General features: G+C 72.1%; 6 protein-coding genes. 4 read left to right on the top strand and 2 right to left on the bottom strand.

Annotation, left to right across the window (positions count from 1 at the left end; all coding sequences use genetic code 11):
• The first annotated feature begins 28 nt into the window (after positions 1 to 28).
• Both EYA84_RS05980 and EYA84_RS05975 read left to right on the top strand, forming a co-directional pair.
• Positions 29 to 592 carry a helix-turn-helix domain-containing protein gene (locus EYA84_RS05980; RefSeq protein ID WP_131052009.1) on the top strand — a complete coding sequence of 188 codons (564 nt, stop codon included), beginning with the start codon at positions 29 to 31 and terminating at the stop codon, positions 590 to 592.
• 219 nt (positions 593 to 811) lie between these two features.
• Positions 812 to 1,411, top strand: coding sequence for a ClpP family protease (locus EYA84_RS05975; RefSeq protein WP_131052008.1), 600 nt, complete (start codon positions 812 to 814; stop codon positions 1,409 to 1,411).
• Positions 1,412 to 1,439: 28 nt separating this feature from the next.
• Here the strand turns inward: EYA84_RS05975 and EYA84_RS05970 are convergent, their stop codons facing one another.
• The gene (locus tag EYA84_RS05970) at positions 1,440 to 1,817 is read right to left on the bottom strand and encodes a helix-turn-helix domain-containing protein (RefSeq protein ID WP_131052007.1); all 378 of its coding nucleotides are present in this window, start codon (positions 1,815 to 1,817) and stop codon (positions 1,440 to 1,442) included.
• 105 nt (positions 1,818 to 1,922) lie between these two features.
• Between EYA84_RS05970 and EYA84_RS05965 the strand changes: the two genes are divergently transcribed.
• Both EYA84_RS05965 and EYA84_RS05960 read left to right on the top strand, forming a co-directional pair.
• Positions 1,923 to 2,771 (top strand): SDR family oxidoreductase, encoded by an 849-nt coding sequence (locus EYA84_RS05965; protein WP_131052006.1) that lies wholly within the window; start codon positions 1,923 to 1,925, stop codon positions 2,769 to 2,771.
• A gap of 154 nt (positions 2,772 to 2,925) precedes the next feature.
• Positions 2,926 to 3,375, top strand: coding sequence for a hypothetical protein (locus EYA84_RS05960; protein ID WP_201272310.1), 450 nt, complete (start codon positions 2,926 to 2,928; stop codon positions 3,373 to 3,375).
• On the opposite strand, the gene EYA84_RS32390 is transcribed toward EYA84_RS05960, so the two are convergent.
• Entirely contained in the window at positions 3,351 to 21,218 is a 17,868-nt protein-coding gene (locus EYA84_RS32390) for a hypothetical protein (protein WP_236145615.1), read from the bottom strand. The genes EYA84_RS05960 and EYA84_RS32390 overlap by 25 nt on opposite strands.
• Positions 21,219 to 21,234 lie beyond the last annotated feature (16 nt).

Genomic DNA, 21,234 nt, shown 5'->3' with positions numbered 1-21,234 from the left:
CGCAGACCGGCGAGAGTGAGGTCCCGGCATGACGTTGCTGCGACGGGTGATCGGTGCGGTCCTACGCCGCCAGCGCCAACGACAGCGCCGCACGCTGCGCGAGGTGGCCGAGGCCGCCGGCGTGTCGGTGCCCTATCTCTCCGAGGTCGAGCGGGGGCGCAAGGAAGCCTCCTCCGAGGTGCTCGGCGCCGTCTCCCGGGCGCTCGGCCTTCCGCTCTCCGACCTGCTCGGAGAGGTACGCGACGAGCTGCGCCGGGTCGAGCGGCCCGCCCCGACCACCCCCCAGGGCAGTTACGCCCCGGCCGTCCGGGGTGGCGGCCCCACCGCCTCCGTCCCGCGCGGCACGGACGGCTTCGCCCACCCGGTCGCGCAGTTCGGCGGCATCGGGTTCGGCATCGGTGGTACCGCTGCGGGAGGTGTCGTTGCCGGTGGTGTACCTGCCGGACCGGTCGGCGGCTTCGGCTTCGGTGGCGGTCTGCGCATCATCGTCTTCGGCGACGCCGCCGAGGTCGACGCCGGTGACGACGCCACCGGTCCTGAACAGGCCAGGTCCGCTACGACAGGACGGCACCTGCAACCGCTGTCGAGCTGATCCGCCTACGCTGTCAGGCGCGTCGGCGTGGCCTTCGACCGGATCGCCGACTGCCCACTCCCGCCGACTGCCCACCCAGGCTGCTCGCCGGAGCCGTTCTGCCGTGGGCGGATCTGCCCCGGGCAGAAGTGCTGGGGAACGGCCACCCGGGCGGCGCACGCTGGACGGGCCGGTTCCCGAGCGGCGGAGGTCGCCCACCGGCGGGTGGAGGTGGACGAGATGGTCACGATGCTGGACGACGGTCAGCGGACCTTCGGCGACCAGGTGTACGAGCGGCTGCTGCGGGAGCGGATCGTCTTTCTCGGCAGCGAGGTGACCGACGAGGTCGCCAACCGGATCAACGCCCAGATCCTGCTGCTCGCGGCGGAGGATCCGGATCGGGACATCCATCTGTACATCAACTCGCCGGGCGGCTCGGTGAGCGCGGGACTGGCGATCTACGACACGATGCGCTTCGTCCGCAACGACGTGGCGACGCTGGCGCTGGGCCTGGCCGCCTCGATGGGCCAGTTCCTGCTCTGCGCGGGTGCGGCTGGCAAGCGGTACGCGCTGCCGCACACCCGGGTGGTGATGCACCAGCCGCACGGTGGCTTCGGCGGCACGGTCAGCGACATCACCATCCAGGCGGAGAACATGCTGCACGTCAAGCGGACCATGCTGGAGTTGATCGCCCAGCACAGCGGGCGACCGCTGGACGAGGTCCAACGCGACTGGGACCGGGACCGCTGGTTCACCGCCGACGAGGCCCGCGAGTACGGCCTGATCGACCAGGTGGTCCGCGCCGCCACCGACCTCCCGACGCCCCTGACCGCCGGCTAGCGGCCACGCCGACCGGCGGAAAGGGTGACTACGCCTGCTGGCGGGCGTCGTAGCGGGCGCGGGCGGCCTCCACCTCGGCGAGGTGGTCCGTCGCCCAGGATTCCAGGCCGGCGACCAGTGACCGCAGGTCGTGCCCCAGGTCGGTGAGCTCGTAGTCGACCCGGGGCGGGACGGTGGCGTGCACGGTGCGGGTGACCAGGCCGTCGCGTTCCAGGCCGCGCAGGGTCTGGGTGAGCATCTTCTGGCTCACCCCGTCGATCCGCTGGGCCAGCTCGCCGTACCGTTTGGGGCCGTTCGCGAGGGTCAGCACCACCAGGACGCTCCACCGGTCCCCGATCCGGTCGAGGACCTGTCGGCTGCCGCACTTCCGGTCGTACAGGTCGGGTTCCACGCTATTACTCTCCATCAGGATGTGGCGCACTTCAAGGTGCCTACTCTCCAACGGGAAGTGGTCGGGCGATCTTCCGGTTGCCTCCGACGTCAGGCAGTTTCCGTGGAGGGAGCAGGATCCATGTCCATCGTCGTCACCGGTGCCACCGGGCACCTCGGCCGGCTCATCGTCACCTCGCTGCTGGATCGGGGCGTACCGGCCGGGCAGATCGTGGCGCTCGGCCGGGAGACCGCCCGCCTCGCCGACCTGGCCGGGCGTGGCGTCACCGTCCGGCAGGCGGACTACGACGATCCCGAGTCGCTGCGGACCGCGTTCGCCGGTGCCGAGAAGCTGATGTTCGTCTCCGGCAGCGAGGTGGGCCGACGGGTGGCGCAGCACCGCAACGTGGTCACCGCTGCCAGGGAGGCCGAGGTCGGGCTGGTCGTCTACACCAGCATCCCGAAGGCCGACACGTCCAGCCTGATCCTCGCCACCGAGCACCGCGCCACCGAGCAGGAGATCGTCGCCTCCGGGCTGCCGTACGTCCTGCTGCGCAACAGCTGGTACCTGGAGAACTATCTCCCGCAGGTGCCGACGTACCTGGAGCACGGGGTGGCGGGTGCGGCGGGTGAGGGCCGGATCAGCGCCGCCGCCCGCGCGGACTTCGCGGAGGCCGCCGCCGTGGTGCTGACCGGCGAGGGGCACACCAACCGGGTGTACGAGCTGGGTGGGCCGGCGTTCACCCTGGGCGAGCTGGCCGCCGAGGTGTCCCGGCAGAGCGGTCGGGAGGTGGGTTACCTCGACCTGCCGGTGGAGAAGTACGTGGAGGTGCTGGTCGGCGCCGGACTCCCCCAGGGGTACGCGGAGGTGCTGGCCGACGGCGACCGGGGTGCCGCCGAGGGTGAGCTGTACGTCGAGGGCGACGACCTGGCCAGGCTGATCGGACGGCCGCCGGTGACCCTCGCCGAGGCGATCCGCACCGCGCTCTGACCCACGGACGGCCCGTCGCCCTTGGTGGCGGCGGGCCGTTGTCCTTGTCGGTGGCGGGCCGTTGTCCTTGGTGGCGGGCTTCCGTCCGCGGTGACGTGGGCTCGTCGCCGGTGGCGGACGGAGCGTTGTCACAGGGGCGGGTTAGCGTCGCGGAATGGCACAAACAACGGGGGAACGAGTGACGTCGGGGCGGACGGTGGCGCAGAAGATGGGCGTCAAGCCGGGCAGCCGGGCCTATCTGGACGCGGCGCCCGCCTCGGCGGTCGAGGCGCTGCGGCTGCCCGAGCTGGACGTCGCCGACACGCTGAGCGGGGAGTTCGACTACCTGCACCTCTTCGTCACCACGCAGGAGGAGATGCGGCACCGTTTCCCGGTGCTGCGGGAGCACCTGCGCCGGGGCGGAATGCTGTGGCTCTCCTGGCCGAAGGGCGGCCGACTCGGCTCCGACCTGGAGCTCAAGAGCGTGATCCGGATCGGCTACGACTTCGGGCTGGTCGAGAGCACCTGCCTGCGGGTGGACGAGGTGTGGGCCGGCCTGAAGTTCACCCACCCCAAGCCGGGCAAGGTCTACCGCAACAGCTACGGCACCCTGCCCGGCGCCTGACGGCCGGGTGCGCAGCTGGCCGCAGTTTCGGTGAGCACCCCCAGCAGGTCCGCGTGGTGCGGTGCCGGCCCGTCCACGTGGCCCGGGATGCCGTGGGCGCGGACCTCGTCGCGGAGTTCGTCCAGGCGATCCACCCAGTACCAGCGGTGGTAGGGGTTCGCCTCGCAGCAGGCCACGTCCTCCAGTGCCTTGTCCCAGGCTTCGACGGAGCTGGTTGGGTGGGCTTCCTCGCGGGTCATCCGCAGCACGATGGCCACCGCACCGAACACGGTGGCGTTCCAGCGTCCGTCGTCGACGCGATCCGGTTGTTCGCCGACGACCCCGGCGGCCAGGGCGGCTGCCAGCGCGCGGGCCCGGTCGTCGGTGTACATGAGGCGGAGCAGGCGGTCGTCCCAGGGTTTGCGGGACAGCGCATCCGGCTTCGGTTCGAGGTAGTCGAGGGCGAAGGTGACCGTCATCGGACCCTGCACGCTGGTGCGGGGTTCCATTACGGTCGCCTGGATCGGCTCGGTCGGCTGGTAGCGAGACCCAGCCGGGTCGATCGCCCCGTTCGCCGCCTCGACCAGTTCGAGCACCGCCTTGTGGGCGGAGAGCAGTCGGTTGTCCGGGTCCCGCGCCTGGAGGTGAGCGAGCTCGTCGGCGACGTACGGGTGCCGCAGGTCTGCGACGTTCTCGCGGAGGTACTCCTCGGCGGTGGGCCAGTCGGGCTGCCCCAGCCACTTGGAGAGGATCACCGATCCGGACCGCGCGACCGGGCCTGTGGTGATCTGACCGGCGGTGGTGAGCAGCGTCGGGACGAACGCCGACGTCGACCAGCGTTGCGCACCGTCCGGCCCGGTGACCTGCCAACCGGCGTCCGCGGCGGTGCTCTCTGGACTGATCAGCGCAAGGTCGTAGCGGTTCACCAGTGCGGTCAGGGCCGCGGCGGGCGCGGTGGCGACCACGATCGGCTGGAGTTGCCGTTCACCGAGCTTGATCAGCGTCATGCCGAGCAGGGTCAGCACGGCGCTTCGTTCGTCGACTCGGGCACCGACCTCGACCACCACCACCGGACGCCGCACCGTGCGGGCCGCCCGCGCCACCGCCTCGGCGACCGATCGCTGCCGCCACCTGTCGACGTCGCCCACGACCAGCAATCCACCGTCGTACGCGGCACCCCGGGGTGCGTCGATCCGTGGCGGTCCGAACGGCACCGGGTGCCGCTGTGGCGCATCGTGCACGCCCGACGGGTAGCCGATCACCAGCAGCGCCATCATCGACGCGTCGGCCGACGCGTCGAGCAACTCCGGCGGAGGCTTGGGTTCCGACTCCCTCCCCGGCTCCGGCTGCCGGAACCGGACGAACGCACCCGCAGGCTCGACCATGGGAGCACCGACGACGTCGGCGGTGAGCGTGCCCAACCGCACGTCCCCGTCTCCGGGCAGGATGTGGGCGGTCCCGACCGACACCGTCACGTCGGTGCGGCGCGCCTCCTGCACTCGCTCCCCGAAGCGGGACAGGGCCTTGAGCTCCGCTTCGGTGCCCTCCGCGTCGCCGGGCAGGAAGAGCACCAACAGCAACGCGCCCTCGTACCTGGCGTTGCTGCGCGCCAACTCGCGGGTGAAGTTCCGGGGGCCGTACCGTCCGTTGCGGGTGACCACCTCGCCCGTCTGTGGATCCAGCGTGGCGTAGACCGACCACACCCCTGGCCGGAAGTCGGGCATCCGCCGCACCGCGTGGTACGTGTCCAGGGTGTCCGCAGGGTGCGGGTAGTAGATCTTCGAGTCGAACTCGTACCGTGACTCGATCCGTCCCCGGCTGCTGTACACGCTCGACCTGACCGGTTCGCGCACCTGGTCGGCGATGAGCCGGGCCACATCGCGCAACCACCGGTCCAGATGATCAAGCGGGCCGAGACGGCCTGACGAGTACCGGCCGGAGAGACCGTCCAACGCCCAGGTGCCGGTCTGCGGATCCCGACGCAGGTTCCCGGCCACCCCGGCCCGGGTCAGTCTCGCGGTGCCGTCGCCCTCGAACCGCGCGGCCAGCGAGGGATGTCCGGGACCGTCGAGCATGTCCCGGACATCGGCCAGGGTGACGGTCGGGTCGACCTTCCGCATCGACGTGAGCAGGTCGTCGAGCTGCGCCGGCGACATCGCGTCGGTCGCGGTCTCCGAGCCGACGAACACCAGGAGGTCGCGGGCGTCCTCACCCTCCTGGGCCTCGGCGTACGACCCGCGTTCCAGGACGAGGAAGAGCCAGTCGTGGTCCGGACGCCCGGCCCAGACCTCGGGTGTGAAGTCGGCCAGCGGCATCCACAACGGGTTGAGCCGGACGTCGAGCCCGTCCGTTTTCTCGCCCCGCACCACACTGCTCTGCGGCGCCTGCTCGATCTCCGGCACCACGCCGGCTCCGACGTTCTCCGGCCGGTCGTACCACCGTGAGGCGGTCGGATCGACGGGTCCGTCGGTGGGAAGCACCACCGGCGCCGGGTCCGCCGCGCGGTGCTGCACGAGGAACCAGCCGTCGCCCGCCTCCTCGACGAACCGGGCCCAGGACAGTCGCTCGGTCGACGTGTCGCCGCGAGCAGGCCGATAGACGAGCAGGTCACCGTTGCGTAGTCGGGTGGCTGCCTGCGCCTGCCCGGAGACACCGACGAAGATGACGCCGTCGCCTCGTTGCAACGCGCGAAGTCTGTCGTCCACCGTGGTCGCCCGTGGCGAATCGGCGGCGAGCAGCGAGCGCAGCCGGTAGGGCACGTCCATCATCACCATCTGATGCTCGTGCAGCTGGGTGGCGTGTTCGGCAGCGACCTGGAGGTCCGGCTGCCCCAGGGCCGACGGATCGATCCCGTCGACCGGTCCGCCGGCCATCAGCCAGCGCAGGGCGAGCAGCGGCGACGCGTCGCCGAGCGGCCACCAGCCCTCCGGAGGCGAGGCGAAACGACCGAGCCGGACCGCGCCGTCGCCGTCCACGAACAGGCTCGGGGGCGGCAGGTCGTCGCCAGGAGGAGGTACGGGCCGCAGCGCCAGCGCGGTGCGTCCCCCGCCCGAGGGCGGCAGGTCCGCCACGAGCCGCAGGCCGACCGTGGCCGCACCCGACACCAGGTCAGCGCCGAGCGGTACCGCGGTGCCGCCGGTGGCGGGGAAGTACCAGAACTCCGAGGGCTGCGCCTCGTGGAGATCGACCGTGCCGTCGGTGCGTCGATCCGCCCGCACCGCCGACACCCGTCCCTGGGGGTCGAGTGCGATGTCGTCGAGGGGCGCGATCACCGGCTTCAGCAACCGGTCGCGGAAGCGAGCGGCCAGCAGGCCGTGTGTGCCGTCGCCTCGGGCGGCGCCCCCCACCAGCAGGACCAGCGGTGCCGAGGTGTCGGCGGCCTGCGACACCCATCGGTCGATCAGGTCGTCTCCGGTGAACCGGGCGGTCACGTCCCGGTGGCGCCGACCGTCGAGCACCACCGGGACACGCGCCACGTCCGTGGTCGGGTCGTGCTCGGCGAGCAGGGCCGGCGACGAGCCGAAGGCCGCCGGCTGACCCCACGAGCCGGTCGGCCGGTACGACTGGAAGACGTCTCCGCCCACCCGGCGTACGAACAGTGTCGGGCCGCCGCCCGGGTACGTGCGGGCGTCCTCGTCGCCCAGCACGACCAGGTCGACTCCCAGTGCGACGGCGAATACCGCGACGACCTCGTCGAGGATGGCGGAGTTCCACATCCGGGGCGCACCGATCGCCGCGACCAGCAGCGCGGCGGCATCCCGGGCCGGGTTCGCCCCGGGCGAGCCCGCGCGCACCAGCGCCCCCGCCGCGTCGGAGTCCGGGGTGAGCAGGGTGAGGAACCGGTACAGGCGGGCCGTGTCCTCGTCGGCCATCGCGACCAACCGGGTGCGCAGCGACGGCTCGCCGAGGGACGGCTCGTTCAGGCCCAGTGCCCCGGCGAGCAGCGCGACCGCCTCGTCCGCCAGGCTGCCGATGATCAGCTCGCCGATGGACCGGATCGTGAACCGGTGCGGATCGGCGCGGACGACCTGTCCGGCGTGCTGGAGCAGGGTGGCTTCGTCCCGTACGTGCGCCGGCAGCTCCAGGCCCTGGGCGCGGGCGCTGTCGAGCACCGCCCGGGTCAGACTGCCGGGCTCGGTGCCCAGGTCCCGGGCACCCAGGTGGTATTCCCACTCGTCGACGACGGTGGGTTCGCCGTCGGCCAGCAGCCTGGTCGTGAGCGGCTCCACGCGACTCGCGGGCACGAGAGACGCGGACTGCCGTTCCCGCCAGATGACCGCCATCATGATCACGGCGCGTAGCGACGGATCCGCCACCCGCGCGAAGGAAGCGAGGGGCAGCGGTGGCACCGCGCTGACCCGGCGGTCCAGCCGGCTGCGGTCGTAGGGGGCGAACTCGTATCCGAGGTGGGCCAGCAGATCGGGATGACGAGCCAGCCCGCCCGGCAGCCCGTGGATCGCGGCCAACGCGCCGAAGACCGGTCCTGCGGTGTCCACCTCCGCCACCCGGACGACGTCGCCGGCCGGGTTCTGGAAGGCCACGGAGACCATCGTGGTCCCGGCGCCGTGCAGTCGGCTCAGTTCGGCGTTGACGGACCGCCGGTCGGGCTCGCGTTCCAGATCCCAGCCGCGGGACTCCGGCTCCGCACCGGTGGCCCCGGGCAGGTCGACGTCGATCCGGACCCCGGTCAGTGCGACGTCCGTCCACATGAGGTTCCGCTGGTCGAACCGGCTGTCGGCGGCGTACTCGACGAGTTCTTTCAGCCGACTGAACATCGCCTCGACGTCGCGGCCGTACCCGACGGTGATGCTCCGGAACTCGACGTCCAGTCTGGGCGCCATCCACAGGGCCTCAAGCACCCGCTCCGCGTCGTCGACCGACAGCGCCGAGAGGTCTTCGAGGGTCCAGCCGGCGTCCCGCGCGCCCCAGAGGACCTCAGCGACGTCGCCGTCGAAGTCCTGGATGCCGTCCAACCGGGCGACCCACTCCCGGAGCCGGGTCGCCGTCACCTCGGGCGTTTCAGGGGCCGACGGTAGCTCGGCGGTACCGCGTGCCGCCGCACCGTCCGCGCCGGACTGGAGGTGGCCCGCCGCCATGGTGATGAACTCCAGCGCCACGTCCAGCGTGACCTCGGCCAGTTCCGCGACCGTGAGGGCGTCCTCGATGGGCGTACCCACGAGCTGGTACTGCTCCCTGAGGTGGAGCAACTTGAGTTCCTCCGCGTCGCTGACGCCCAGCAGACGACGGGTGAGCGAGTCGCGCGGCGGCACCCCGCCCACGTGCTCACGCAGCAGGGCGGCCAGTTCGTTCAGCACCACGTGCCGAGGACCACCACGGTCGACGTGGACCGCGATCTCGCCACGGATCGGTGCCAGGTCGCGCGCGTCCACCCGACCCCGGTTCGCGAGCAGGAACACCCAGGACCCGTACGGGTCGTCCGACAGCTCCACCGGCACCCGGCCGACCCGTACGCTGTGTCCCAGCACCAGCAGGTAGCTCAGGTCGAGCGCGTCCGCCAGGGATTCGATCTCGTGTCGGCCCCAGGAACCGCCGGGCGTCCTCCCGTCGTGGTATTCACGGATCTTCTCGACGACCCGCGCGAGGTCGTCGAACCTCGCCGTGCCGATCCCGTCCAGGTCCGACGGGTCCATGCCCAGCACGTCGGCGGTCCACTGCCGGTCCGCAGAGTCCAGTTCGCGCCCGGTCACCGGCTGGTTGGCGTCGAAACCGAGGTCGGTCATGAAGGCCAGGTGCCGGCTCGGCTCCTCGATGACCGTTCCTGCCCGTTGCGCCATGTCACTGAGAACGCCCCGGATCCAGGCCGCATCGGAATGCGCCGCCACCCCACCTGCCCGCAGGAAGGGTTGCAACAGCCGCACCGGCACCTGCAGATCCAGGGCCGACTGGTAGACCGCCTCGTACGGCGGCTGCACACCCCATGCCCGGAGCCGGTCCGGGGTCCGCTCGGACAGATGTTCCTGCGCCCTGGCCTGCCGGTAGACCAGCCCCGACGGCACCTGCTCCTCGACTGCCAGCGAGTACACCATCTCGGGGTCCAGCCACGAACGCTCGCGTCGGTCACCCTCGATGTCGTGCTGATGGACAGCGAACAGCGTGGCCCAGGACGCGGCCAGCAGGTTGTCCACGAACTGCGCGGGCGGGAGATCGTCGGCACCGGGCGGAGCTTCCGCCGTCGCCGACACCTCCGCTGCCGACATACCGCCGGTCAATCGGTCCCACGTCCGCATCGCCGTGGCGAGTTGTCGAGCCGCCTCGACCACCTGGTCTGCCACCGCGGCCGTGATCAGCGACGCCGACGGCGACGCGGCGGCACCGGCCGCCACCAGCAGTCGGGTGACGTGCACCGCCGCCGTACGGATCACCAGGTCGGCGTTGCGGTGGATGTGCCAGGTGGAGCTGGGTCGGCTCAGCGGTTCGAGTCGGGTGTGCATCTCGGCCAGCATCTGCCCGGCCGCGTCCCGTCGCCCGCCCGGCTTCGGCCCGGGTAGCGCAGCCGCCAGCTCGGCGAGACCAGCCGGCGTGGTCGTCTCGTCCACGCCGGGTATCGATCGGTCGGCGTGGTGCTCCGTCCACCACCGGACGGCGGCGGTCAGGGCACCGGCCGCACGGGTGGCTGCCTGGATCACGTCGCCCGGGTCGGCGACGGGGTGGTGGAGCGTCAGCGTCACGGAGCGGGCCGTACCGACGATGATCGCCGCCTGCCGGGTCAACGCTCCGACGAACGGATCGTCCGCGACCGCGTCGACCTCCTGCCACACCGCGCTCGGGTCGGCCACGGCGACATCCCGCGACCGGCGCAACTGCTCGACATTGCGGGTCAGTTCCGCCACGTGTACGGCCCGGAGGCGATCGGCGAGGTGCAGTCCCCCGCCCTGCGGACCGGCGCCGACCTCGGCGAACCGCAGGAGTTCCCGGACGTACCGTGACCGCTGATCGTCGGGGGCGGACTCGCTGATGATCGACGCGTCGCTCCGGACCGGCCACTCCTGCGCGTCACCACCGCCGTCGCCACGCGGTGCCGGCCGGCCGAGCGCGGCCCACCGGGTGACGAGTTCCTCGATCTGTCCCGGGGAGGGCCGCACCTCGGGGGGCATCTCCCGGATCCGGTCGAACAGCGGGCGCAACGACAGCAGCCCGCGCGGGTCCGTCTCCCAGGTGGCCGCCAGCCAGACCACCACGTACGGGAGCCGCATCAGGCCGAGCCGGTAGGCGATCCAGGGCAGCTCGACCGGTACCCGACCGGTCACCTCCACCAGTCGTACCAACGCCGGTGCCTGCGTGGCCGACAGCCCGAGACGGTCGGCCAACTCCGACAGGCGCGCGCCGTCGACTCCCGGCAGTGCCGTCACCCGACGGAGATAGGCGACCCGCACACCGAGTTGTTCCGCCCACTGCGCCAGGTCGGTCGGGGCGGACGCGGGAACGTCCCGCTTCCGGGCGAGCGCCCGGGTCAGCTCGGCCGTGGTCGCCGGCTCGGGTGCCACCGGCACGAGGGCATCGGCCACCCGCTCGCTCGGCACATCGCCCAGGACGGCCCAGACCGACTCCGCGATCGTCGGGGAGTCCACCAGCGGACGGAGGTGCTCGACGGGGAACCCGAGGCGCGCGGTCCACCGCACCCATCTGACGACGTCGGCGTCCGCCGGCAGCAGCGCCGACACCGCTTCGGCGACCCGCTGCCCCTGACGGCGCAGCTCCTCCGGGTCGTCCGGGCTGGTGACGGGCACCGATGCGGCGGCCGCCCGGAGCTGGTCCCCCAGGGCCAGCGCCAGGTCGACGGGGGGTACGCCGAACCGCTCGGCCGCCGCTTCCAGAGCCGCCGGGCCGGCGAGGCCGGACTCCGTGGCCAACGTCGCCAGGCTCCCGGCCGCCCGGCTTCGGCGGGTCAGCGCCGCGCGCACGTGGACGGTCGGCAGCTCGTGCAGCAGTTCCAGCGGTACGCCGAGTTCGCGCAGCTCCCCCAGCGCGGACCGGTCGGCGGGCGACAGCTTCGACCGGCGGACCAGTCGCATCAACCACACCAGGTCGCTGTCGGTGCGGACGCCCTCCCCGGCCAGCTCCGTGCGCAGCAGGTCGACCCAGGAGCCCTCGTCCGGCTCGATCTCGCGGGAGCCCGCCACGACGCGCGCCAGCACATCCCCCACCGTCACGACGAGTTCCGGCAGCACCCCCAGGTCGCGGACCACACCGAACAGCGGCCCGGGTCCGGCGAGCCCGATCTCTCGCGCGTGGGTGCCCACGTCGAGCGGCACCGTGCCGAGCACCTCGACCAGGTTCACCAGTTCGGCGACCTCGTCGCCCGCCATGGCCAGTCGCTGGGCCAGCCGATCGACCTCGGTCCGGTCGAACGGCAGTTCCCCGTCATCCAGCAGGCGAGCCGCCTGCGGGCCGGTGATCCCGACACCCTGCAACCATCGCGCGTCGTCGGTGTCCGTCGTGCGGCCGTCGGGGCCGGCGTCCGCTCCGGGGGCGACCAGTACGACCGGGAAGTCCGTCTCGGGCACGACGGGCAGCGACGCGACGGCGTCGTCACCCCCCGACGGGTCGGTCGTCGGCGGCGCCAGGTAGGGCAGGTCCAGTGCCACCAACCGCTCGTGCATGCGCTGGTAGCTGGTGGTGCGATCCGCCTCGGAGACCTGCGGGGCCGGGCCGTGGGCAGCTCCGAACAACACGCGCCGGTGTGCGTCCACGGCTGCCGAGGCCGCACCGGCTCCGGGATGGCCCTCGGCAGCCAGCCGCCGCAGGGCCGCCAGCCGATCCGGCACCGCCCAGGCGACGAATCGCACCTGGGCCTCGGTCGTGGCGAGTGCGCCTGGCAGATCGGACGGCGACGGCGAGGCGGCACCAGCCGCCCCACGGGGTGGCACCACGCCGGCCGCCGCCGGGGATGCGCTCGTCCCGGCCGGTGCCGTGTCGGTCCGGCTCGCGGTCGGCGCCTCGACGGACGCATCACGGATCGCACCGGGTGCGCCACCGCGCAGGCGGGGCAGCCACTGCCGGCTCGCGGTCAGGAAGTAGTCGGCGGTCCGTTCACCGGTCTCCGGGTGCCGGCCGTGCACGCCGGTGTCGTCGATCAGCACCGGCACGAGCAGCCACCGATCGGCGCCCGGCACCGACTGCTCGACCCGGATGTGGCTGGTCAAGCCCTCCGGCGTCGCCTCGACCGGCTGGTGCCGGGCGATCTCGGTCAGCTCGGCCTTACGTTCCCGTAGGCGGTGGATCTCCGTCTGCACGGACAGGATCTCGTCCGACAGATCGGCGATCCGCGCAGCGGCTGCCGTCGGTTCGAGCTCGTCGCGGTTGCGGCCCTCCTCGACGGCTGTCCGGTCGGCAGTCAGATCCGTGAGAGCCTTCGCCCTGTCGATCAGGGCACGCGTCATCTCACTGAGGCGGACGCGGTCGACGCTCGCCGCTTCTGCCGGGGTGACCTCGCGCGCGGCCACGAACAGGGCGGGCGTGAAACCGGTGGTGGACCAGTGCACCCGACCGTCCGGACCGATCACCCGCCACGGTGCGGCGGGACCCGCCTCGTCCGCGCCGATCACGGGCAGGCCGTGCCGGCGTACCAGGGCCGTCAGTTCGGCACTGTGCGTGGCCGCGAGCACCAGCGGTAGCTGACGTCGAGCGCCGAACAGCGTCAGCGTCGCGCCGAGTGCGGTCAACGCCGCGTGTTTCGGCTCGGGCTCCGGGCCGACCACCACCACCGGACGCGCCCAGGAGGCTGCCGCCTCGGCCACCCTCTCCGCGAACGGCCATTCCCGCCACCGGGTCAGGTCCCCCACGACCAGCACGCCGCCGTCGTAAGCCGTGCCGGGAGGCGCCTCGACGCGGGGTGCGCCGAACGGAACCGGATACCGCTGAGGTGCTACCTCCGCATCGGACGCCTCCCGACGCTGGTGCAGGTGCCACGTCATCGCCGCATCGGCCGAGGATCCGAGTCGCCTCTGCTCGCCGAACAAGGTCAGTTTGACGAACTGGCCTTCCTCCTGGATCAGCGGACCGCCGTGAACGTCGACGGTCAGCGTCCCCAGCCGCACGTCGGTGTCCCCGGGCAGGATGCGGGCCGGACCGTCGTTGACGACGACATCCTCGAAATTCCCGTGGCGGTGAACGGCCTGCGCGAACCGCATCAGGGCCTGCCGATCCGTTGCGGATCCCTCGGCGCCGCCGGGCAGGAAGAACACCAGCAGCAGGGAGACCTCCTCGTCGAGGCCCGCACGGTGGAGCTGTTGGACGAAGGTCTGTGGGCCGTATCGACCTTCTCGGGTCACCACCTCGCCGGTCGCCGGCTCCAGGGTGGCGAAGACCGAGGTGTAGGTCGAGTACCTGGGCATTCGCCTGACGGCGGCGAATGTGTCCTCGTTGTCGGCGGGATGGACGAAGTGGACCCCGGCAGGGATGTCGTGTCGGGCGCCAGGCCTTCCCGTGCCGGACCCGATCCGGACGCTCAGCGGGAGCACCGGTGCCCGCACCTGGTCGGCCACGAGCCGCGCCGCGACGATCAACCAGTCATGCATCGATCGGGGGCTGTGCTGGTGACGTTCCTCCGTGTCGTTGAACCTGCCCGATTTGTCGTTCATATACCAGATGTCGGTGCCGGGGTTCCAGCGCAGTTCGCCCGCGACACCGGCAGGTGCCACGAGGGCCGCGTCACGTGTCGCCGGGTCGGTGGAGAACCTCACTGCCAGGGAGGGATGGCCCGGGCCGTCGACGAGGTCTCTGACGTGACCCGGCGTGGCCTCCGGGTCGGTCCGCCGCAGCGTCGCCAACAGCTCGTCGAACTGCCAGCTCGACATCGCGGCGGACGCGGCCTCCGAGCCGACGAAGACCAACAGGTCGTCGGGATGCGTCCCGGCCTCGGGATCCTCCTGCTCCGACCCGGTGTGCGCCCGACGCTCCAGCACCACGAACATCCAGGTGTGGCCGGGCCGCCTACCCCACACCTGCGGCGTGAACTCGGCCAGCGGCATCCAGAGCGGATTGAGTCGCACCTCCAGTCCGTCCACGTCGGTCATCTCGTCCACGACGGTCATCTCGTCGACGGCAGGGATCTGCTCGATCGACTGGACGAGGTGCGGCAGCACTCCGGCCGGCCGGTCGTACCGCCGGGACTCGCGGGGATCCACGCTCTCCGGGGACGGCAGCACCGGCTGCTGAACGCCCCGAAGTCCTTCGCGCACCACGTACCAGCCCGGTCCGGTCTCCTCGACGAACTGCCTCTGGGACAGCCGGGTGACACCGACGCCGCCGTGGACCGGCCGGTAGGCGAGCAGTTCCCCGTTGGGCTGTACGACGGCCGCGCGGGCCGTCCCGGTCGGGCTGAGGAAGAGGATGGAGTCACTGGGCCATAGGTCGGTCGGCCAGTCCTGCACCCGAGCCGCCCCCTCGGGCGCTTCGGCGAACGCGGCCAGCACCAGTTCCGTAAGGTCCACCGGCACCATCCGCCCCCCGCGCAACTTGATCGCCTGCGCGGCGGCGAACTCCAACTCCTCCTGTCCCAGTGCGCCCAGGTCGAGCCCCTCATCCGGGCCGCCGTCGAGCAGCCATCGCAGGGCGAGGTACGGCGTGGCGTCGCCGAGCGACAGCCAGCCCGGCGGTGGTGCGGCGGCACTACCGATTCGCGCCGTACCGTCGCCGTCCACGAAGAGGCGCGGCACCGGCGCTTCCTCGACCGCCGGCCGGGCCGGTCGGGCCGCCAGGACGGTCGCCCCGGTGTCGGGGATCGGGAGGTTCACCACGATCGGCAGCCCGAGGGGTTCCGCACCCGCCGCGAGGTCGTTCCCGACCGACTCCGACCCGCCTCCGGCCGGTGGGAAGTAGCGGAACTCGCCAGGCTCCGTCCGGGTATGGTCGACGGTTCCGTCCGGGGCACGGACCACGGAGGCGGCCGAGACCTTCCCGTCGGCGCCCAGCACGATGTCGACGGTGCTGGCGATGACCGGGGTGGCGAAACGGTCCCGGAAACGGCGGGCGAGCGCACCGTACGGACCGGACTCGTCGGCGGCCCCGCCCATCACCAGGACCAACGTCTGCGGTCCCCGGCCGGGGTGGACCGCCCACTGGTCGATCAGCTCCTGGCCGGTGAGGTCGGCGGTCAGGTCCCGCAGGCGCCGACCGTCCATACCGGTCACCACGAGAGGCAGCCGTGTCACGTCGGTGGCCGGGTCGTACTCGCCGAAGATCACCTGTGCGGGTTCGATCGCGGTGAGTTGGGCCGGCACCGGTGCGGGGCGGTAGGACTGGAATCGGCCCCGCTCGCCCCTGAGCAGGTGGAGGGTCGAGCCTCCCCCGCCCGAGAACCGGCGGGCAGCCTCGGTCTCCACCACGACCAGGTCCACTTCCAGCACGACGGCGAGCACACCGAGGATCTCGTCGACCAGCGCGGAGTCCCACAGCGTCGGATCCCCGATCGCGTCCGGCAACAGGTGTGCGACATGGCTGGCAGCGGTGGCACCGCCAGCGCCGACGCGACTCAGTGTCCATGCCGCGCCCCGGCTCGGCGAAGCGACGGCGGTGCCGAGAAGTCTGCGCAGGCGCGGATTGCCCTCGCTGATCATTGTCATGATCGTCCACCGCAGGGTCGCCAGGTCATCTAGTGACTCGACCCTGATCGGCAGCGCCTGCGCCAGGCCGAGGAGTGCCTGATCGTCGAGATCTCCGGCGACCAGGTCACCGATGGTCCGCAACGGGAACCTGGTCGGGTCGTCCTGGACCGCCTGCCGCGCGTGCCGGATCAGGCCGTCCTCGTCGCGCACCTGCGACGGCAGCCGCAGCCCCTGGGCGCGGGCGCCGTCGAGGACGGCCCGGACCAGGCTGCCGGGTGCGTCACCCACGTCGTGCGGCACCAGGTGGTGCTCGTCGGCCCCGACGCGGGCGGGATCCCCGTCGTCCAGGAACCAGGTGGTGGTCGTACTCGGGCGGTCGGCCACGACCAGGGGTGCGGGCTTCCGCTGGCGTACGATCGCCGCCGCCATGACGGCCGCCCGGGCCGGCGGATGTTCGATGGGCAGGAACGGGTCGACGCGCAGCCGCTCGGGTCGGCTGACCCGACGATCCAGTCGCGTCGAGTCATACGGGTCGACCTCGTACCCCAGGTATCCCAGCAGTTCGGGGTGCATCGTGAGGCCGCCCGGGAGGGCGATCACCGCGATCAACGCGCTGACGGTCAGCGGCGTCAGGTCCAGTTCCGCGATCCGTGTGGCCGGATCGGGGGAGGCAGCGAGGGAGACGGTCGCGGCAGCGACACGTGTTCCGTCCTGTCGGAGCTCACGCAGGCCCCGCTCCATCTCCTCCCAGGTGGCCGGGTCGTTCGTGAGGATCCATTCCCGCCGGGTCTCGACCGCTGCGAACGTCGCGAAGTCAGCGTCGACCGAGTGCGGCACGTGAACGTTGACGCGAAACCGTGAATCGGGCTCGGCCCACCGGGGCATCGGGAGTTCGAGGCGGGCACCGGCGACATCGGCGACGAATGTGGTCAGCACAGGGAGGAGCTTCTCGACGTTGCGGCCGTACCAGAAGACGGTGTTGTGGTAGACGCGGTTGAGCCCCGCCTCCGAGGCGGACGCCGCGAGGGCCGCAAGGACCTTCTTCCGCTCGTCTCCGGGCAGCGCCGACAGCTCGTCGAACGTCCAGCCGACCCGCCGCGCCTGCGCGGTCAACGGAGGGTGGAGGCGTGTGGACGTCCAGGCGATCCCGCCGAGCCAGTCGACCCACTCGTTGACCATGCGTGGCAGCGCCGCGGGGTCCACGGTGTGGACGGGCGCCTCGGCCTCCGGGCCGCCCTGGGGTACGGGACGGGAGCCGACCGCCAGTCCGATGGCGTCGGCGGTCAGCCAGAGGTCGACCTCACCTGCCTGGTAGGCCGTCTCGACCAGTTCCGTCGCGGAGACGCCGGCCTGTTGTGCGAGGAGTCCCAGGTGTCGCGGTACGCGGTCGTTCGAGGCCACACCGATCCGGAGCAGTTTGCCGGTGAGGCTCTCCCTCGGCGCCGGGGCCTTCCCCTTCGCCCGGATTCGCGCGAGCGCCCGTTCCACCACGACCTGCCGGGGCAGTGCCCGATCCATCACCTCGGTGAGTACCGTCCCGAACTGTTTCGTCACCTCCCGAGAGTCCATCCGGAGCGCGGTGGCGAGCAGGAACAGGTACGCGCCGTACATTTTGTCCGCCAGTTCCATCGGCACTCGGCCCATCCGGACGCTGTGGCCGGTGACCAGGTAGCTGCTGAGGCCCAGCGCGTCGGCCAGCGATTCGAGGTCGTGCCGTGCCCAGTTCCCGTCGGGTTCGCGGACGGCGTACTCGCGACGCACCAGATCGACGAGTTCGAGAAGCGACCGGAGGGAGACCCCGTCGGCGCCGTCCAGATCCTCCGGGTCCAGGCCGAGGATGTCGGCCACCCACCGGTGCGGCCAATCCTCGAGTTCGCCGGGGCGCGTGGCCTGGGTGGTCCGCAGGCCGACGTCGGCCAGGAAAGCGAGCCGGCGCCGGGGCCACTTCGCGATCCGGTCCGGCAGTTGTACCCGTAGCAGGGAATCCCTCACCTGCTCCAGGTCGGGTGCGGTGCCCGCCCTCGCACTCAGCAGGGCCCGCAGCGGCGACAGCAACCGCACCGGCACCGACAGATCGTTCGCCAGGCGGTAGAGGTCCTCGTGCGGCGGTCCCAGGCTCCAGGTCGCCCGCAGACCAGATGCGCGCTCGGAGTGGTACCCGTTGCGTCGGGCGTACTCGTAGACCACGCCGGGCGGGACCTTGAGTCTGCCGGCCGTCGCCACGATCGCCAGGTGATCCAACCAGGGGCGGAGGTAGCGGTCCTCCTCGATCTCGGACTCGGGTACGTCGATGAGCTTCGCCCACGACGGGGCCAGGATGACGTCCGCGCTCTGGTCGTCGGTCTCCCTTCTGTTCCGGGCCTCTGCCTGACCGTCGGTCACGGCTGCGGCGAGTTCGGCTGCGGACAGGCCACCGGCCAGCCGGTCCCAGGCCGCCACGGTCGCGGTGAGCCGCTGAGCGGCCTCGATCGCCTGGGCGGCGACCGCGTTCGCGATCAACGCCGTCCCGGGCCGAGCGGGTGTGCCCGCCCCCACCACCAGACGGGCGATGTGCGTGGCGGCCGCCTCGATCACCATGGCAGCCGTCCGATAGACGCTGCCCGCCTCGGTCGTCCGGGTCAACGTGTGGAGCAGCGTGCGTACCCCGGTCAACATCGCGGCCAGGTCGTCACGACCGGCCTGCGCCGAGGCCAGCCTCTCGCCCGCTGGCAGCGACCGCAGCAGGTCGGGAACGCGCACCGGCCGGGCCGGATCGTCTCCGGCCGACGGTATCGGCCGGTCGGCGTGCCGATCGGTCCAGGCACGTACGGCGTCGACCACGGCGTCGGCAGCCTGGACGGCTCCCCGAACCACCTCCGTCACGTCGGGTGAGGTGATGTCGCGGGTCAGCGCGGGTACCGCTGCGGTCGCCGCCGAGGCGACGATCGCCGCCTGCCGGGTCAGCGTTCCCAGGTCGGGGTCGGCGGCGACCTTCTCGGTGTCCTGCCACAGTTCCTCGGCCTCGACGGAACTGATCTCCGCCCACCGACGCAGCCTGTCGCGCCGATCGCGGACCGCCGTCGGCACGAACGTCCGGAGGCCGTCCAGGACCTCCAGTCCGGCTCCCTCCGGGCCTGATCCGAGACCGGCTGCCCAGAACAGTGCCGAGGCGTTCCGGCGGCTCCGGCCGGCACCGTCCGCCCTGGTCCAGGTCGAGCGACCGCTGTAGACGAGCGCGGCCAGGCTCGTGTGCTGTGCCTGTTGCTCGTCATCGTCCGGGATGGACAAGAGGCTGTGTGAGCGGTGCGACTCCGACGCCGAGCTTCGGTCCGAGTCGTCGTCGCGACCACTGTCCCTCTGGGGGGCAGGCTGAGGGGCGCGGACGCTCGCCGCCGTTTCCTCGGCAGTGGGCCACATCCGGAACTGGTCGTCGTCGAAGGTGTCGTGCCGGTCGAGCAGCAGTCCGTCCGTGAGGTCGGCGGCGGGCTCTGCGTGATACCCCGCGCCCGCGCGGCCCGGGTCCGCCCAGCGACCGACCAGCTCCTCGATCTCCTGCATCGACGGTCGACTCCGAGTGGGCAGCTCCGCGATCCGTGCGAACAGCGGACGCAGCGGCATCAGCCTGCGCGGATGGATCTCCCAGTAGCTGGCGAGCCAGACCAGCAGATAGGGACCCGCTGGCGTGCCCAGCCGGTAGGCGAACATGAGCAGGTCGTCGGCCGACACCCGACCGGTGACCTCGACCAGCCGGACCAGTGCGGCGGCTTGCTCTGGGGGCAACGCGAGGCGGTCGGCCATCGCCGGCAGCGCTCGCCCGTCGACGCCGGGCATGACCAGCACCCGCCGCAGGTAGTAGTCGGGCACACCGAGTCTTTGCGACCACGCGGCCAACTCCTCCGGGGTGGGCACGGCGATGTGCCGAGCAGCGATCGGCGCCGGGGCCGCCGCCTCCGGCACCAACGGCACGAGCACCTCGGCGACCCGGCCCCCGTGCACGTCACCCAGGGCCTCCCAGATGAGACCTTCGAGCATCGGAATCTCGGCCAGCGGGCGGAGCCGGTCCACCGGGAATCCGAGCCGCGCACTCCAGCGCACCCAGCGGTCGAGTCCGGGTCCGGTCGACGCGACCTGGGCCAGGAGGCGATCGGCGACCCGCTGCCCCTGCTCCCGGAGGCCGTCCGGCCCCGCGTCGGACAGCGGTGGAGCATCGGACACGGCCGTCCGCAGCCGGTCGCCGAGGGCCAGGGCCAGGTCGACCGGGGGTACGCCGAGTCGCTCCGCCGCCGCCTCCAACGCGGCCGGGCCGGCGAAGCCGGCATCGGCGGCCAGCGCCGGCAGACCGGTGTCGGCCCGACGCCGGCCGTCCAGCGCCGCCCGGACGTACTCGTCGGGCAGTTCGTGCAGCAGTTCCAGCGGTACCCCGAGGTCGCGCAGCTCGCCCAACCACCTGCGGTCGGCGGGGGCCAGGTCCATCCGGCGGGTCAGCCGCATCAGCCACACCAGGTCGCTGTCGGTGCGGACACCGGCGTCGGCCAGTGCCGTCCGGAGCCGGTCGACCCAGCTGCCCTTGTCCGGTTCGAACTTTGACGAGCCGTCCGCGACCCGGGCCAGCACATCGCCGAGCGCTGCCACGTCTGCGGGGGACACCGCGAGTTCACGGACCACACCGAACAGCGGACCGGGCCCGGCGAGCCCCGCAGCCTCGGACCGTTCCCGCAGGTCCAGCGGCACCGCGCCGAGGACCTCGGTCAGCGCGACCAGTTCCCGGGCGTCTCCCTCCCCGCCCAACATCCGCACCACCTGGTCGACCTGTCCCGGGTCGAAACGCAGACGTCCACCGGTCACCAGTCGCGCGACCTGGTGGGGTGGGATGGTGTTCGAGGTCAGCCACGCCCGCGTCGCCGGGTCGGCCACCAGGTCGGCGATCGCGGGTGGCTTTGGGGACCCGGGTGCCGTCTTGGAGCCGGATGCCTCCTTTGCCGCCTTGGACCCGGGTGGCACCAGCTGCACCGGGAAGGCCGGCACCGGCACCGCGTGCACCGGCACGACGCTGTCGTCGACGGAGACCGCCGGTGGGCCGGGCGGTGCCAGATGCGGCAGGTCCAGCGCCGAGGCCAACGCCGTCAGCCGGTCGTGCACGACGCGATAGGCGGTCGCCACCGCAGCGACGTTCCGCCGCGCGTTGCCGGGCTGTTGCCGGTTCGGTGCGGTGGTCTGCGCCAGAACCTCCCGGTACTTCTCCAGGTCGGCCAACGCCTCGACGGCACCCGGACGGCCCTCGTCGGCCAACCGCCGCAGCTCGACGAGCCGGTCCGGCACCGCCCAACTGGCCAGC

The sequence above is a fragment of the Verrucosispora sp. SN26_14.1 genome, from assembly GCF_004307965.1.
GTDB lineage: Bacteria > Actinomycetota > Actinomycetes > Mycobacteriales > Micromonosporaceae > Micromonospora.
Note: the sequence above shows the minus strand (reverse complement) of the source record. Positions and strands in the feature narration are given on the sequence as shown.